At 62.0% G+C, this 15,805-nt stretch carries 11 protein-coding genes; 1 reads left to right on the top strand and 10 read right to left on the bottom strand.

Annotation, left to right across the window (positions count from 1 at the left end):
• The first annotated feature begins 42 nt into the window (after nucleotides 1-42).
• Nucleotides 43-951: a sugar kinase gene (locus KL786_RS03715; RefSeq protein WP_215516785.1), complete on the top strand. Its 909-nt coding sequence runs from the start codon at nucleotides 43-45 to the stop codon at nucleotides 949-951.
• Between the two features lie 115 nt (nucleotides 952-1,066).
• Here the strand turns inward: KL786_RS03715 and KL786_RS03710 are convergent, their stop codons facing one another.
• The 10 genes from KL786_RS03710 to KL786_RS03665 form a co-directional block, all read right to left on the bottom strand.
• The gene (locus tag KL786_RS03710) at nucleotides 1,067-1,342 is read right to left on the bottom strand and encodes a peptidylprolyl isomerase (RefSeq protein WP_029293742.1); all 276 of its coding nucleotides are present in this window, start codon (nucleotides 1,340-1,342) and stop codon (nucleotides 1,067-1,069) included.
• A 41-nt stretch (nucleotides 1,343-1,383) separates the two neighbouring features.
• Complete coding sequence (locus tag KL786_RS03705) at nucleotides 1,384-3,933, bottom strand: PAS domain-containing hybrid sensor histidine kinase/response regulator (protein ID WP_215516784.1); 2,550 nt, start codon at nucleotides 3,931-3,933, stop codon at nucleotides 1,384-1,386.
• A 143-nt stretch (nucleotides 3,934-4,076) separates the two neighbouring features.
• Complete coding sequence (locus KL786_RS03700; protein WP_215516783.1) at nucleotides 4,077-6,029, bottom strand: acetoacetate--CoA ligase; 1,953 nt, start codon at nucleotides 6,027-6,029, stop codon at nucleotides 4,077-4,079.
• A 169-nt stretch (nucleotides 6,030-6,198) separates the two neighbouring features.
• A complete protein-coding gene (locus KL786_RS03695; protein ID WP_032861436.1) occupies nucleotides 6,199-6,972 on the bottom strand; it encodes a 3-hydroxybutyrate dehydrogenase in 774 nt (257 codons plus the stop codon).
• A gap of 7 nt (nucleotides 6,973-6,979) precedes the next feature.
• Entirely contained in the window at nucleotides 6,980-8,371 is a 1,392-nt protein-coding gene (locus KL786_RS03690) for a GntP family permease (protein ID WP_032861435.1), read from the bottom strand.
• Between the two features lie 287 nt (nucleotides 8,372-8,658).
• Nucleotides 8,659-10,065 (bottom strand): sigma-54 interaction domain-containing protein, encoded by a 1,407-nt coding sequence (locus KL786_RS03685; RefSeq protein WP_215516782.1) that lies wholly within the window; start codon nucleotides 10,063-10,065, stop codon nucleotides 8,659-8,661.
• Nucleotides 10,066-10,204: 139 nt separating this feature from the next.
• Complete coding sequence (locus KL786_RS03680) at nucleotides 10,205-11,782, bottom strand: ABC transporter ATP-binding protein (RefSeq protein WP_215516781.1); 1,578 nt, start codon at nucleotides 11,780-11,782, stop codon at nucleotides 10,205-10,207.
• Nucleotides 11,783-11,792: 10 nt separating this feature from the next.
• The gene (locus KL786_RS03675; protein ID WP_032861432.1) at nucleotides 11,793-12,815 is read right to left on the bottom strand and encodes an ABC transporter permease; all 1,023 of its coding nucleotides are present in this window, start codon (nucleotides 12,813-12,815) and stop codon (nucleotides 11,793-11,795) included.
• A complete protein-coding gene (locus KL786_RS03670) occupies nucleotides 12,815-13,876 on the bottom strand; it encodes a microcin C ABC transporter permease YejB (RefSeq protein ID WP_032861431.1) in 1,062 nt (353 codons plus the stop codon). Before KL786_RS03670 ends, KL786_RS03675 begins: the two co-directional genes overlap by 1 nt.
• Entirely contained in the window at nucleotides 13,876-15,735 is a 1,860-nt protein-coding gene (locus KL786_RS03665) for an extracellular solute-binding protein (protein WP_215516780.1), read from the bottom strand. Before KL786_RS03665 ends, KL786_RS03670 begins: the two co-directional genes overlap by 1 nt.
• Between the last annotated feature and the right edge of the window lie 70 nt (nucleotides 15,736-15,805).

Raw genomic sequence — 15,805 nt, 5'->3', positions numbered from 1 at the left:
AAGCTCGCTCCTACAGTGGAGGTGTATTTGGAGATCTTTGACATGAAGCCAATCCCCCGCATCGCCCTGATCGGCGAATGCATGATCGAATTGCAACACCGCGCCGACGGCAGCCTGCAACAGAGTTTCGGCGGCGATACCTTGAACACCGCCGTTTACCTGCGCCGCGAACTCGGCGCACACAGCACGGTGGACTACGTCACCGCCCTGGGCGATGACAGTTTCAGTGATGCCATGTGCCAGCAATGGGCCGCTGAAGGTCTGGGCCTGGAACAGGTCCAGCGTCTGCCGGGGCGCCTGCCGGGTTTGTATTGCATCCAGACCGATGCCAGCGGTGAGCGTAAGTTTCTCTACTGGCGCAACGAAGCCGCGGTGCGCGACTGTTTCACCACGCCGGCGGCCGAACCGATCCTGGACGCCTTGCCGAGTTATGACGTGCTGTATTTCAGCGGTATTACCCTGGCTGTATTGGGCGAAACAGGGCGCGAGCGCCTGTTGGCGGTCTTGGTTGAAGCCCGCCAGCGTGGTGCTCGGGTGGTGTTCGACAATAACTACCGTCCACGCCTGTGGGCCGGTGTCGAAGCTGCTCGCGAGGCCTATCAGCAGGTGCTTGCCCATGTGGATATGGTCTTGCTCACCGAGGACGATGAACGGGCCTTGTTTGGCTATGTCGACAGCGAGCAGGTGTTCGCCGCCTACCCGGACATCAGTGAAGTGGTGCTCAAGCGCGGGGCGGATGATTGTCTGATTCGCTGGGGTGCTGAACGTTTCGCGGTGCCGGCGGTGGTGGTCGAGCAAGTGGTGGACACCACGGCGGCGGGGGATTCGTTCAGCGCGGCGTACCTGGCCAGCCGGCTGCGCGGTGGTTCGCCGCAAGAGGCAGCTTTGGCTGGGCATTGGCTGGCGAGCCGGGTAATCCAGGTTCCGGGTGCGCTGATTCCCAGGGATTGAGGGGGTAAGGCCGCCTGCGGCGGATCGCGGTAAGCCCGGCTCCCACATTTGGCCGGGTTCACACCTCCAAGTGTGGGAGCTGGCTTGCCTGCGATAGCGGTTTTGAGCCAAGCGCTCAGTCGCGGTAGAACACCTGCACCAGGTGATAACCAAACTTGCTCTTGATCGGGCCGTGCACCACCCGCAGCGGTTTCTTGAAAATCACCGCATCGATCACTCCGACCATCTGCCCCGGCCGTACTTCACCAAGGTCGCCACCGCGCTTGCCGGACGGGCAGGTGGAGAACTTCTTGGCCAACACGTCAAAGGCTTCGCCCTTGGCAATACGTTGCTTGAGCTGTTCGGCTTCTTCGCTGGTCTTGACCAGGATATGACGGGCTTGGGCTTTCATCGGGCAGTTACCTTGCAACGGTCGGGCTTGAAGGCGCGCGATTATGCATCAACTTGGCCTTTGACGTTGATCATGCTGCGGATTTTTGTGGCCAGCAGGTCGATGGAAAATGGCTTGGCCACCATGTCCATACCGTCCTCCAGGAAGCCTTGGCGTTCGGTCGCCGTTTCGGCGTAACCGGTCATGAACAGCACTTTGAGCTGCGGGCGATGCTGGCGGGCGATTTCCGCCAGTTGCCGGCCGTTCATGCCGGGCAGGCCGACATCCGTCACCAGCAAGTCCACCCGCAGGTCAGACTCCAGCAACGGCAAGGCCGCTCGCGCGTCGGCGGCCTGGTGGGCGGTGTAGCCCAACTCATCCAGCAGGTTGACCACCAGCATGCGCACCGCCGTATCGTCTTCGACCACCACCACGGCTTCGCCGTCTCGCGCCACCGGCGCTTCCATGGGGCTTTGCGGCTGGACTTTTTCCAGCGCGGTGCCATGCAGGCGCGGCAGGTACAGGCGCACGCAGGTGCCTCGGCCCGGCTCGCTGTGGATCGTGACGTGGCCGCCGGATTGCTGGGCAAAGCCATAAATCATCGACAGACCCAGACCGGTGCCCTGGCCAATGGGCTTGGTGGTGAAGAACGGGTCGAAGGCCTTGGCCAGGATCTTTGGCGTCATCCCGGCGCCGTTGTCGCACACGCCAAGCATCACATAATCACCGGCCTTGACGGGTTCCAGGGTGGTGATGTCAGTGCCGTCCAGGTAGCTGTTGGCTGTCTCGATGCTCAGCAGCCCGCCATCGGGCATGGCGTCGCGGGCGTTGATCACCAGGTTGAGCAGGGCGTTTTCCAGTTGGCTGGCGTCGGTGTTCACCGGCCAGATATCGTTGCCCAGTTGCACCTTGAGGTCGATATGGGCGCCTTTGGTGCGACGGAACAGTTCTTCCAGGGATGTGACCAACTGGTTCGGGTCCAGGGGGCGGCGATCCAGGGACTGGCGCCTGGAGAAGGCCAGCAGGCGGTGGGTCAGCGCGGCCGCGCGATGGGCCGAGGACACGGCGGCTTCGGTGAAGCGGCCAATCTCATCACTACGGCCGGCGGCGAGGTAGCGCTGCATCAGGTCCAGGCTGCCAATGATCCCGGTGAGCATGTTGTTGAAGTCATGGGCGATACCGCCGGTAAGCTGGCCGACCGCTTCCATTTTTTGCGCATGGCGCAGTGCGTCCTCGGCGCGCTCGCGCTCGAACATCTCGTTTTGCAGGCGCTGGTTGGCTTCGGCAAGGGCCTGGGTGCGCTGGGCCACGCGTTCCTCCAGGTTGTCATTGAGATGGCGTAGCGCCTCTTCGGTGAGTTTGCGTTCGGTCTCATCGATCACAAAGATATAGAAACCGTTGACCGAGCCATCCGCACTGAAGCGCGGCAGGTACTTCATCAGTGCATGCCGTGGCCGGCCATCGCGGTGGGGGGTGATGGTGACAAAACTGCAGGCCTTACCCTTGAGCGCAGCGGCAATTTTATCGACGCGCCCGGCATAGATCTCGGCGCCGATGACTTCGCGAATGGTCTTGCCATACAGCTCTTGCGGCGTCAGGCCGTACCAGTCGAGGTAGGCGCTGTTGTTCAGGCGAAAGCGTTCTTCGTGGTCGACATAGCCGATCAGCACCGGCATGGCGTTGATGATCAGTTGCAGCTCGGTCTGGCTCTGGCGCAGGGCTTGTTCGGTCTGCTTGCGTTCGGTCAGGTCCAGTGCCGCGCCGAGAAAGCGCGCCGGCCGGCCGTGGTGATCCTTGTAGCAGCGGCCACGGGCAAACACCCAGCGCACCTGGCCGTCCGCCTGGAGCAGGCGATACTCTTCGGCGTATTCGGTGCCATGGGTAATGCAATGCTTGATGCTGCGGGTGACCATGCCGCGGTCTTCCGGGTGCACGCCTTGCAGGTAATCGCTGATGGGCAACTGTTGGGCATTGCATGGATCAACCCCGTGCAACTGGGCGAAATGGCTGTCGGCGATAAAGCGGTCTTCGCTGATGTCCCAGTCCCAGGTGCCTACCGCATCAGTGGCGGCCAGGGCCAGTTGCAGGCGTTGCTCGGTATTGTGCTGGGCCTTGAGGCTGGCGTCGGAGCGTTGTTGCAGCTCTTGGGCCAATTGCCGGCGTTCGTTGGTTTCAATCGCCGTCACCAGGATCCCGGCGACCCGGCCACGTTCATCGCGAATCGGGCTGTAGGTCAGGTCCAGCCAGATTTCCGTATCGCGGTGATTGCGCTGCAGGACAAACCGTTGCTCGGTAAAGGTACGCACCTGGCCTGTGAGGACGGCGCTGTAGATCGGGTCGGTGAAGTGTTGCAGTTCCGGCCAGACCAAATGGGTGGGTTGGCCGAAGGCCTGGGGGTGTTTGTTGCCGGCCAGCAGGGCGAAGCCATCGTTGTAGATCTGTGTGAGTTCGTCGCCCCACAGCAACAGCATCGGCATCGGAGAGTGGATGACGATATCGATTGCCGTGCGCAGGCTTTGCGGCCAGCGGCTGGCATCACCGAGGGGGCTTGTGGCCCAGTCCAGCCGCGCGATCAGTGTCGCGGCCTCGCTGACGGAGGGTGATCCGTTCATGTAAGAGTCCTGCGCGTAACGCTTGAAAAAAGACAAAAGCCGATGATCCCAGGGTGCGGGACAGGCTGAAAACCCCTCGAAAAATAGCATGCTTGAGGGGTTTTTCTTCAAATGAGTGCGTTATAGCTGAAACCTTTCATCATTTATGCCAGTTCAGGGCGGTTGCGAAATTGCTCCAGGGCTTGGGGGTTGGCCAGGGCATCGGTGTTTTTCACCGGCTCGCCATGCACCACATTACGCACGGCCAGCTCGACGATCTTGCCGCTGATGGTGCGCGGAATATCGGTCACGCTGAGGATCTTCGCCGGTACGTGACGCGGTGTGGTGTTGGCGCGGATCACCTCGCGGATCTGCTGCTCAAGGGCGGCGTCCAGGTGTTCGCCGTCATTGAGGCGTACAAACAGCACCACGCGCACATCGTCCTGCCAGCGTTGGCCAATGGCGAGGCTTTCCATGACCTGCGGGACTTTTTCCACCTGGCGGTAAATCTCCGCCGTGCCGATGCGCACCCCGCCAGGGTTGAGCACCGCATCTGAACGCCCATGGATCAGCAGGCTGCCATTGGGACGTTGTTCGGCATAGTCGCCCTGGGCCCAGACGCCGGGGAACTGGCTGAAATACGAGGCCCGCAGTTTTTCCCCTTGCGGGTCATTCCACAGGCCGATGGGCATGGCCGGGAAGTGCCGGATACACACCAGCTCGCCTTTTTCGCCAACCAGAGGCAGGCCCTGGTCGTCCCAGACCTCGATGGCCATCGCCAGGCTCTTGCACTGCATCTCACCGCGGCGTACCGGCAGCACCGGGTTGCCGATGACAAAGCAGGAGACGATATCGGTCCCCCCGGACATCGACGACAGGCACAGCTCGTGTTTGATCTCGCGGTACACGTAGTCGTAGCTCTGTGGCGAGAGCGGCGAGCCAGTGGAGATCAGGCCCTTGAGGCTGCCCAGGTCATGGCTTGCGCGCGGTTGCAGGCCGGATTTTTCCAGGGTCGCGAGAAATTTCGGGCTGGTGCCGAACACGCTGATGCGTTCCTGGTCGATCAGGTCGATCAGCCGTTCGGGGCCGGGATGAAAGGGCGAGCCGTCATACAGCACCACCGTGGCGCCGATAGCCAATACCGAGACCAGCCAGTTCCACATCATCCAGCCGCAGGTGGTGTAGTAGAACAGGCAATCGTCGCGCGACAGGTCGGCGTGCAGGCCGTGTTCCTTGAGGTGGGTCAGCAGCACGCCGCCGGTGCCGTGGATGATGCACTTGGGCACGCCAGTGGTGCCGCTGGAGTAGAGGATATAGAGCGGGTGGTCGAAGGGCACGGCGACAAACTGCGGTTCGCCGCCTGCGCTGTAAAAGTCGTCCCACAGGCTGATGTTGGCCTGGGTCTGGTAATCGTCGACACGCGCCTCGGGCCGGGCGTAGGGCACGATGATCAGTTGTTGCAGGGAGGGCAGGCGTTCGAGGATTTCGTTGAGCTTGGCGCTCTGGTCGATCAACTTGCCGGCGTAGCGATAACCGGCACAGGTGATCAGTACCTTGGGTTCGATCTGGCCGAAGCGGTCGATCACCCCTTGGGTGCCGAAGTCTGGCGAGGAACAGGACCAGATCGCGCCGAGGCTGGTGGTCGCCAGCATGCCCACCAGGGTTTGCCAGGTGTTGGGCATGCACGCTGCGACGCGATCGCCCAGGCCCACTCCAGCCGCTTGCAGGCTGCGTTGCAGGCCGGCGACGTGCGCGGCCAGTTCGGCATAGGTCAGTTGTTCGCGCTGGCCGTCTTCGCTGATCGCGACCACGGCGGGGTGGTCATCGCGACGCCGAAGCAGGTGTTCGGCAAAGTTCAGGGTGGCGCCGGGAAACCACTGGGCGCTGGGCATTTGCGTGCCTTCCACCAGCACGGCGGCGGGCGGCGTACGGAACTGCACGTCAAAGAACTCGACAATCGCCGCCCAGAAGTCCGGGCGCTGGTCGATGCTCCATTGGTGCAGGGCTGGGTAATCGTTGATCTGCAAGGCGTGGCGATCATTGATAAAGCGTCGGAACTGGTCCATCCGGGTGTGGTGGATGCGTTCCGGGCTGGGTTGCCAGAGGATGTCGGACATAAGCACGTCTCTTGTTCTTGTCGCAGATGTTTGACACTGCAAAGATCCTAAGGTGGGAGCGGGCTTGCTCGCGAAAGCGGTGGTTCAGTAATGAATAGGTTGACTGACACACTGCTTTCGCGAGCAAGCCCGCTCCCACATTTGGATCGGCGTTGTGCTGAGGATGGGGTTATTGGGCCAGCCACCCACCATCGATATTCCACGCCGCGCCACGCACCTGGCTCCCGGCTTCGCTGCACAGAAATAGCACCAACTCGCCCAATTGCGGCGGGGTCACGAATTCCAGCGACGGCTGTTTTTCAGCCAGCAGATCATGCTGGGCCTGCTGCGGGTCAACGCCGGCCGCGATGCGATCATCGATCTGCTTCTGCACCAGCGGCGTCAGCACCCAACCCGGGCAAATGGCGTTGCACGTCACATTGCTGGTGGCGGTCTCCAGGCCCACGACCTTGGTCAGGCCGATCACCCCATGCTTGGCCGCCACATAGGCAGCCTTGCCCACCGAGCCGACCTGGCCATGCACCGAGGCGATATTGACGATCCGCCCCCAACCCTTGGCCTTCATGCCCGGCAGGCTCAGGCGGGTGCTGTGGAACACCGATGAAAGGTTGATGGCGATGATCGAGTCCCAGCGCTCCACCGGAAAGTCTTCCACTGCCGCTACATGCTGGATGCCGGCGTTGTTGACCAGGATATCGATACCGCCGAACTCTTGCTCGGCGTAGGCGACCATCTCGGCGATCTGCGCCGGGTCGCTGACATCGGCCGGGTGGTGGCCGACCTTGCCGCCAAAGGCTTGCACCTGGGCAATCACCGCGCTGGCATCGCCGAAACCGTTGAGGATCAGGTTGGCGCCGGCCTTGGCCAGGCTCAGGGCAATGCCCAGGCCGATGCCGCTGGTGGAACCGGTGACCAGGGCGGTCTTGCCATTCAATGTCGTCATGAAAACCTCACACAATGCCGGTGGCGTAGAAAGTACCGATCACCACGAACACCGCGAGGGTCTTGATGATCGTGATGCCGAAAATATCCTTGTAGGCCTCGCGGTGCGTCAGCCCAGTGACCGCCAGCAGCGTGATGACCGCGCCGTTGTGCGGCAGGGTGTCCATGCCGCCGCTGGCCATGGCCGCAACCCGGTGCAGCACTTCCAGGGGGATATTGGCTGCATGGGCCGCCGAAATAAAGCTCTCGGACATGGCCGCCAGGGCAATGCTCATGCCGCCCGAAGCAGAGCCGGTGATGCCGGCCAGCAGGGTCACAGTAATCGCTTCGTTGACCAGCGGGTTGGGGATGCCTTTGAGCCAGTCCGCCAGCACCAAAAAGCCCGGCAGCGAGGCAATGACTGCGCCGAAACCGTATTCCGAAGCGGTGTTCATCGCCGCCAGCAGTGCGCCGCTGACCGCACTTTTACTGCCTTCGGCCAGCTTGCTCTTGATCGCCGAAAAGCCGAACACCAGGACCATGATGATCCCCACCAGCAAGGCGGCCTGCACCGCCCAGATGGCGGTGAGCTTGGCGATTTCGGTGGTCACCGGCGCGCTCATGCCTGGCAACGCGAGGCTGTGGGTCTTGCCATACCATTGCGGGATCCAGTGGGTGAACAGCAGGTTCATCACCCCCACCAGAATCAGTGGCGACAAGGCAATCCACGGGTTGGGCAGGCTCAGGTCTTCGGCGGTTTCCGGCTCGTTGCGCAACTCGGTGCCATAGCCTTCACCGGCACGCTGGGCCTTGTTGCGTTGGCGTGCCAGATACAGCATGCCGGCACAGAACACAAAGATCGTGCCGATCAGACCCAGCCAGGGTGCGGCCCAGGCAGTGGTGTTGAAGAAAGTGCTGGGGATGATGTTCTGGATCTGTGGGGTGCCGGGCAGGGCGTCCATGGTGAATGAGAACGCGCCCAGGGCGATGGTCGCGGGGATCAGGCGCTTGGGGATATTGCTCTGGCGGAACATCTCGGCGGCAAACGGGTACACCGCAAACACCACCACGAACAGCGACACGCCGCCGTAGGTCAGCAGGGCGCAGACCAGCACGATCACCAGCATCGCCTGGCGGGTGCCGAGCAAGCGAATGGCTGCTGCCACGATCGAGCGTGAAAAGCCCGACAGCTCGATCAGCTTGCCGAACACCGCGCCGAGCAGGAACACCGGGAAGTAGAGTTTGATAAAGCCGACCATTTTCTCCATGAACACCCCGGTAAAGGCAGGGGCGACAGCGGAGGGGTCGGTGAGCAGTACCGCGCCAAGGGCGGCGATGGGGGCAAACAGGATGACGCTATAGCCACGGTAGGCAGCCAGCATCAGCAGCGCGAGCGCCGCCAGGGCAATGATCACACTCATGGTGTGTCTCCATCGGATTGTTATTGTTGTGGGGTGAAGCTGTAGGAAGGGGCTATAGCGGGAATTGTGCCAATTTCATAACTTGTTGATATATATAGATATTTATAAACTTGTGTAGCCGGCTTTCAAATCTTGTCTCTATTTAAAGACAAATGAAGAGCAAATGTGGGAGCGGGCTTGCTCGCGAAAGCAGTGTGTCAGTCAACCGATTCATTGCTGAACCACCGCTTTCGCGAGCAAGCCCGCTCCCACATTTGGCGTGTCTTTGTTTTGAGAGTTGGATCTCTTTATTGAGACTGTTCGATGCCCAACGCCACCATCTTCTTGTACAGCGTCGACCGCCCCAGCCCCAACCGTTTGGCCGCCTCGATCACATTGCCACTGCACTGGTTCAACGCCGCAGCAATCAACTGCCGGTCAAACCGCTCCCGCGCCACGCTGAAGGTTTCGACGTCAACCGGTGCCACGGCATCGCGTTGCACCGGGCTGAACGTACCAATCGCCGCACGAATTTCCCGCGCATCCAGTATCAGGTCATCACTGAGCAAGGCGGCCCGCTCCAGCACGTTGCGCAATTCGCGGATGTTCCCCGGCCAGGCATGCTGGGCCAGTAGCGCCAGGGCTTCGCGGTCCAGTTCATGCTGGCTGCGCAGTTCTTCAAGGATCGCTTCACTCAACGCCGGAATATCATCCAGGCGTTCGCGCAGGGGCGGGACCTGGATCGGCAACACGTTGAGGCGGTAATACAAGTCGGCGCGAAACTCGCCGCGCTTGATCGCCGCTTCCAGGTCGGTGGACGTCGCGGCGATTACCCGCACGTCGCTGTGGATCATCTCGTTGGAGCCCACCGGTTCGAATTCTTTCTCCTGCAACACCCGCAGCAGTTTGCTTTGCAGGGGCAGTGGCATATCGCCGATTTCATCGAGGAACAATGTGCCGCCCTGGGCGATCTGCAATTTGCCGGGGCGGCCCTTGCGGTCGGCGCCGGTGAACGCGCCGGGCGCGGTGCCGAAAAATTCGGCTTCCAGCAGGTCATGGGGAATGGCCGCGCTGTTGATGCTGACAAAGGCTTTGTTGGCGCGAGGGGAGGCGCCGTGGATGGCCTGGGCCAGCAGTTCCTTGCCGGTGCCGGTCTCGCCCAGCAGCAACACCGGTGACTCGGCACTCGCGCTACGCCGCGCCCGGCGCTTGACTTCCAGGCTGGCGGCGCTGGTGCCGATAAAGTGTGCGAAGTTGTATTTGCTTTGGCGTGAACGCAGCAGCGAGCGGGTCGAGGCCAGCTCCTGTTGCATGCTCAGGTAGCGTTCGATCATCGGCGAAAGGTTGCGCAGTTCATCGAACAGGGCAAAGCCGATGGCGCCGATCACCTTGCCGGCATCGTCGTGGATCGGCAGGCGCATCACCACCAGTGGGCCTTTCGGTGTGTCCTGGATATCCAGCAGGATCGGCTGGTCACTGCGCACCACCTGGCGCAGCAGGCTGTTGGAAATGACCTGCTCGCACGGCTGGCCGATGGCCTGGTCGGCGCTTTTCAGGCCGAAACGCTTGGCATAGCGCTCGTTCATCCACACGATATTGGCATCGCGGTCGACAATCACCGTGCCTTCACTGGACTGCTCGATGATCTCGAACAGGGACTGGATCGCCAGGCCGCGAACGTGCTGGTAGTCCTTGAGGCTTTCGGTGGTGTTCATGCAGGCGCCGCCAATACAAAGGTTAATAGGATCACACCGCCCCTTGTAGGAGCGAGCTTGCTCGCGAAAAACCAGAGAACGCCTCGGGGTGGCAGGCTTTTCGCGTTATCGTTAACGATCTTCGCGAGCAAGCTCGCTCCTACAAGGGCAGTTGTGTGGCTGCGAGCAGTTCTTGGGTGTAGGGGTGTTGCGGTGAGTCGAACAGCGCCTGGCTCGGGCCGCGCTCGACCACCTGGCCATCCTTGATCACGATCATATCGTGGGCCATGGCGCGCACCACGGCCAGGTCATGGCTGATGAACAGGTAGGTCAGGCCGTACTTTTCCTGCAGTTCGCGCAGCAGCGTCACCACTTGTTTTTGTACAGTGCGGTCCAGCGCCGAGGTCGGTTCGTCCAGCAGCATCAGCGCCGGGCGCAGCACCAGCGCGCGGGCGATGGCGATGCGTTGGCGCTGGCCACCGGAGAACTCATGGGGGTAGCGATGGCGGCTGGCGGGATCGAGGCCGACGTCTTCGAGCACCTTGATCACTTGCGCGTCACGTTCCTTGAGGCTGCACGGCGCATGCACTTCCAGGCCTTCGCTGATGATCTGTTGCACCGACATACGTGGGCTGAGGCTGCCGAATGGGTCCTGGAACACCACCTGCATCTGTTTGCGCCAAGGGCGCATCTGCTTCTGGTTGAGGCTGTCGAGGGCTTCACCCTGGAAGCGGATGCTGCCGCTGGAGTCGAGCAAGCGCAGGATCGCCTGGCCCAGGGTCGACTTGCCGGAGCCGGACTCGCCGACGATCCCCAAGGTCTTGCCCCGTTGCAGGTCCAGGCTGATGCCGTCCACCGCCTGCAGGTATTGCTTGGGGCGAAACAGCCCGCCACCGATGGGGAAGCGCACACTCAAACCGTCGACCTGCAAGACGTTTTCGCGCGTGTCCTGGCACAGTGCCGTGCCGACCGGCTCGGCGTCCAGCAGCAGGCGGCTGTAGGGATGTTGCGGGGCATTGAACAGGGTTTGGCAGTCGGCCTGCTCGACAATTTCCCCGGCCTGCATCACGCACACGCGCTGGGCAATGCTGCGCACCAGGTTGAGGTCGTGGCTGATCAGCAACAGCGACATGCCCAGGCGCTGCTGCAAGGATTTGAGCAGCAGCAGGATCTTGCGCTGCACGGTGACGTCCAGCGCGGTGGTCGGTTCGTCGGCGATCAGCAGTTCCGGCTCGCAGGCCAGGGCCATTGCAATCATCACCCGTTGGCGTTGGCCGCCCGACAACTGATGGGGGTAGGACTTGAGGCGCTCCCGGGGCTTTTGGATGCCCACCAGCTCCAGCAGTTCAAGGATGCGTGCCTGCGCCGCCTTGCCGCCCAGCCCCTTGTGCAGCAGCAGGGTTTCGCCGATCTGCTTTTCGATGCTGTGCAAGGGGTTGAGGGAGGTCATCGGCTCCTGGAAGATCATCGCAATCCGGTTGCCGCGCAGTTTTTGCAGGGTGCTGGGGCCGGCGCCGATCAGTTCCTGGCCACGATAACGCACCGAGCCTGTGGTCGTGGTGCCGGCCTGGGGCAGCAGTTGCAGGATCGAATGGGCGGTCACCGACTTGCCGGAGCCAGACTCACCCACTAGCGCCAGGCACTCGCCGGGGCGAACATCCAGGCACAGGTTGCGCACCACGGTCTGGCCGCTGAAGGCGACGCACAGGTTGCGGATCTCGATCAGGTTGTCGCTCATACGGATTCACTCATGAACGTGGGTCGAAGGCATCGCGCAACGCCTCGCCGATAAATACCAGCAGCGACAGAATCAGTGCCAGGGTGAAAAACGCCGTCAATCCCAGCCATGGCGCTTGCAGGTTCTGCTTGCCTTGGGCGATCAGCTCACCGAGGGACGCGCTGCCTGCGGGCATGCCGAAGCCGAGGAAATCCAGGGCGCTGAGGGTGGAAATCGCCCCGGTCAGGATAAAGGGCAGGTAGCTCAAGGTGGCCGTCATCGCGTTCGGCAGGATATGCCGGCGGATGATCTTGCCGTCACCCAGGCCCAGGGCGCGTGCGGCTTTCACATATTCCAGGTTACGCCCGCGCAGGAACTCGGCGCGCACCACATCCACCAGGGCCAGCCAGGAAAACAATGCCATGATTCCCAGCAGCCACCAGAAGTTGGGCTCGACAAACCCCGAGAGGATGATCAGCAAGTACAGGACCGGAAGCCCCGACCAGACCTCCAGGATGCGCTGGCCGAGCAGGTCGACCCAGCCGCCGTAGTAGCCCTGCAAGGCGCCGGCGGCAATGCCGATGGTGGCGCTGATGACGGTCAGGGCCAGGGCGAACAGGATCGACACTCGCGCGCCGAAGATCACCCGCGCCAGCACATCCCGGGACTGATCGTCGGTGCCCAGCCAGTTCACCGCTGAAGGCGGGCTGGGGGCAGGGCGGGTCAACTCGTAGTTGGGCGTGTCGTCGCTGAACGGGATTGGCGGGAACAGCATCCAGCCGCCGTCCTTCTTGATCAGTTGCTGCACATAGTCGCTGCGATAGTCGGCCTGGAACGGCAACTGGCCGCCGAACTGTTGTTCGGTGTAGCGCTTGAACACCGGGAAGTACAGTTCGTCCTGGTAACTGAGTACCAGCGGCTTGTCGTTGGCGATCAACTCGCCGCCCAGGGTCAGGATGAACAGGCCGATAAACAGCCACAGCGACCACCAGCCCCGGCGGTTTTGCTTGAAACGTTCGAAGCGCCGACGGGCCACGGGAGACAGATTGAGCATCAGGCGTTCCTCGCGGCGAAGTCGATACGCGGGTCTACCAGGGTGTAGCAGAGGTCGCCGATCAGTTTTATCAAGAGGCCGAACAGGGTGAAGATAAACAGCGAGCCGAAGACCACTGGATAGTCCCGCGACACGGCGGCTTCGTAACTCATGCGGCCGAGGCCGTCGAGGGAGAAAATCACCTCGATCAGCAGGGATCCGGCAAAAAACACACTGATAAACGCCTGGGGGATGCCGGAAATCACCAGCAGCATGGCGTTGCGAAATACATGGCCGTAGAGCACGCGCCGTTCGCTCAGGCCCTTGGCGCGCGCCGTAACCACGTACTGGCGGGTGATTTCATTGAGGAACGAGTTTTTGGTGAGAATGGTCAAGGTGGCGAACCCGCCGATCACCAGGGATGTGACGGGCAACACCAGGTGCCAGAAGTAATCGGCGATCTTGCCGACGGTGCTCAGTTGCTCGAAGTTCTCCGACACCAGGCCACGCACCGGGAACCAGTTCAGCGTGGTGCCGCCGGCGAAGACCACGATCAGGAACATCGCAAACAGGAACGCCGGCATGGCGTAGCCGATGACGATGGCGGTGCTGCTCCATACATCAAAACTGCTGCCATGGCGCACCGCCTTGCGAATCCCCAGGGGGATCGACACCAGGTAGGTGATCAGCGTTGCCCAGAGGCCGAGGGACAGGGTCACCGGCAGTTTTTCCAGGATCAGGTCGGTCACCGTCGCGCCGCGAAAGAAGCTGTTGCCGAAATCCAGTTGGGCATAGCTCTTGAGCATTAGCCACAGGCGTTCGTGGGCTGGCTTGTCGAAGCCGTATTGTTTTTCGATGTCCTTGATCAGTTTCGGGTCAAGGCCGCGGCTGGCCCGCGAGCCGCTACTGACCCCGTCGCCGGACGCGCCACCGACGCTTGCGCCGCCGATGCCTTGCAGGTGGGCGATGGCCTGTTCCACCGGCCCGCCGGGCGCGGCCTGGACGATGACGAAGTTGACCAGCAGGATAATCACCAGCGTCGGAATGATCAGCAGCAGGCGCCGCACGATATAGGCAAACATCAGTGCGTACCTCGGGTCTTGTCCAGCTCGGCTTTCATCTGTTCATTGGTCAAGGGTGTCGGGCTGACTTCCCACCATGACTCCAGCGCTTCGTCGTTGCTGGCTGCGATGGCTGGGCGTCCGAAGCGGTTCCACCAGGCGGCCGAGGTCCCGGGCGGGTAGTAATTGGGGATCCAGTAGTAATTCCATTGCAGCACCCGGTCCAGGGCATGGGCGTAGCTGAGCATCTGCGCCTGGGTGGTGGCGCGTACCAGGCCGGTGACCAGGGTGTCGACCGCCGGGTTCTGCAGGACGAAGTAGTTGTTGGCGCCTCGGTCGAACGCGGCGGCTGAGCCGAAGTAGTTGTACAACTCAAGACCCGGGGAGGTGGTGACGGGAAAGCCGCTGACGATCATGTCGTAGTCGCGACTCATCAGCCGGTTGACGTACTGCGAGGAGTCGATACGCCGGATGTTCAGGGTGATGCCGATCTGCGCCAGGTTGCGCTTATAAGGCAACAGCAGGCGTTCAAGGCCGTTTTGCACATTGAGAAAAGTGAACTCCAGCGGCTCGCCGGCGGCATTCACCAGTTTGTCGCCCTTGGGCGTCCAGCCTGCTTCTTCCAGCAGGGCCAGGGCTTGCAACTGCTTGTCGCGGATCATCCCGCTGCCGTCGGTGGTTGGCGCCTTGAATACCTGGGTGAAGACTTCGTCGGGGATTTGCCCGCGCAAGGGTTCGAGAATCGCCAGCTCCTGGGCGTCGGGCAGTTGCGTCGCGGCCAGCGGGCTGTTGGAAAAGTAGCTTTGCTGGCGGATGTACAGGTTGCGCATCATCTGCCGGTTGGCCCACTCGAAATCCCAGAGCATGGCCAGGGCCTGGCGTACGCGGCGGTCCTGGAACATCGGTTTTTGCAGGTTGAACACGTAGCCCTGGGACGATTGCGGCGCGTCCTTGGCCAGGTGTGCGCGTTGCAGGCGGCCATCATCCAGGGCCGGGCCGTTGTAGCCGATGGAGTAGCCGGTGGCGGAAAACTCACGGTTGAAGTCGTAGGCGCCGCCACGCAGGACCTGGCGGGCGACTTCGGTATCGCCGAAGTACTCCAGGCTCAGGTGGTCGAAGTTGTACAGGCCGCGGTTGACGGGCAAGTCCTTGCCCCACCAGTCCGGGTCGCGCTGGAAGGTGATGGTGCTGCCGGAGTTGATCTTGCTGACCTTGTACGGGCCGCTGCCCAGAGGGGCTTCATAACCGCCGCCGTTGGCAAAGTCGCGACTTTTCCACCAATGCTCGGGAAACACCGGCAGGGTTGCGACATCCAGGGGCAGGGTACGGTTTTCATTGCTGGAAAAGTCAAAGCGCACTTGCAGGGGACCTTCCACTTCGACGTGCTTGACGTCGGCGAACAGCGTGCGAAAGCGCAGGCTGCCCTGGGTCATCAGCAGGTTGAAACTGTAGCGTACGTCTTCGGCGGTGATGGGCTTGCCGTCGGCAAACCGCGCCTTGGGGTTGAGGAAAAACCGCAGGAACAAGCCGTCCTCGGCGCGTTCCATTTTTTGCGCCACCAGGCCGTAGACGGTGTAGGGCTCATCCAGCGAGCGGTAGGCCAGGGGCGAGTACACCCAACCGTCCACTTGGCTGACGCCGATGCCTTTGTCGATATAGGGCAGCACATGGTCAAAACGACCGACCTCAAGGGCCGAACGCTTCAGGCTGCCACCCTTGGGCGCCTCGGGGTTTACATAATCGAAGTGGCTGAAGCCGGCAGGGTACTTGGCGGGTTCGCCGTAGACGGTCAGTGCGTGTTGAGGGGCCGCGAGCGATGCCGTGCTCGCCAGCAGCAGGGCCAGGGTAGAGCCAACTAACGTGAGGAAGTCCAGTCGCATTATCAGCCTTGAGCGCCGGGTGAAGAAGGAAGGGGACTTGTACCCTAACCGCGCGCGGGTCGCCAGTCAC

The sequence above is a fragment of the Pseudomonas sp. TAE6080 genome, assembly GCF_018732265.1.
In the GTDB taxonomy this organism is placed as follows: Bacteria; Pseudomonadota; Gammaproteobacteria; order Pseudomonadales; family Pseudomonadaceae; genus Aquipseudomonas; species Aquipseudomonas brenneri.
This window is presented reverse-complemented; position numbering and strand designations above follow the sequence as displayed.

Excerpts from the sequence above, each read along its gene's own strand:
- KL786_RS03715 (WP_215516785.1), top strand. The coding sequence starts at position 43 with ATGAAGCCAATCCCCCGCATCGCCCTGATCGGCGAATGCATGATCGAA.
- KL786_RS03710 (WP_029293742.1), bottom strand. The coding sequence starts at position 1,342 with ATGAAAGCCCAAGCCCGTCATATCCTGGTCAAGACCAGCGAAGAAGCC.
- KL786_RS03705 (WP_215516784.1), bottom strand. The coding sequence starts at position 3,933 with ATGAACGGATCACCCTCCGTCAGCGAGGCCGCGACACTGATCGCGCGG.
- KL786_RS03700 (WP_215516783.1), bottom strand. The coding sequence starts at position 6,029 with ATGTCCGACATCCTCTGGCAACCCAGCCCGGAACGCATCCACCACACC.
- KL786_RS03695 (WP_032861436.1), bottom strand. The coding sequence starts at position 6,972 with ATGACGACATTGAATGGCAAGACCGCCCTGGTCACCGGTTCCACCAGC.
- KL786_RS03690 (WP_032861435.1), bottom strand. The coding sequence starts at position 8,371 with ATGAGTGTGATCATTGCCCTGGCGGCGCTCGCGCTGCTGATGCTGGCT.
- KL786_RS03685 (WP_215516782.1), bottom strand. The coding sequence starts at position 10,065 with ATGAACACCACCGAAAGCCTCAAGGACTACCAGCACGTTCGCGGCCTG.
- KL786_RS03680 (WP_215516781.1), bottom strand. The coding sequence starts at position 11,782 with ATGAGCGACAACCTGATCGAGATCCGCAACCTGTGCGTCGCCTTCAGC.
- KL786_RS03675 (WP_032861432.1), bottom strand. The coding sequence starts at position 12,815 with ATGCTCAATCTGTCTCCCGTGGCCCGTCGGCGCTTCGAACGTTTCAAG.
- KL786_RS03670 (WP_032861431.1), bottom strand. The coding sequence starts at position 13,876 with ATGTTTGCCTATATCGTGCGGCGCCTGCTGCTGATCATTCCGACGCTG.
- KL786_RS03665 (WP_215516780.1), bottom strand. The coding sequence starts at position 15,735 with ATGCGACTGGACTTCCTCACGTTAGTTGGCTCTACCCTGGCCCTGCTG.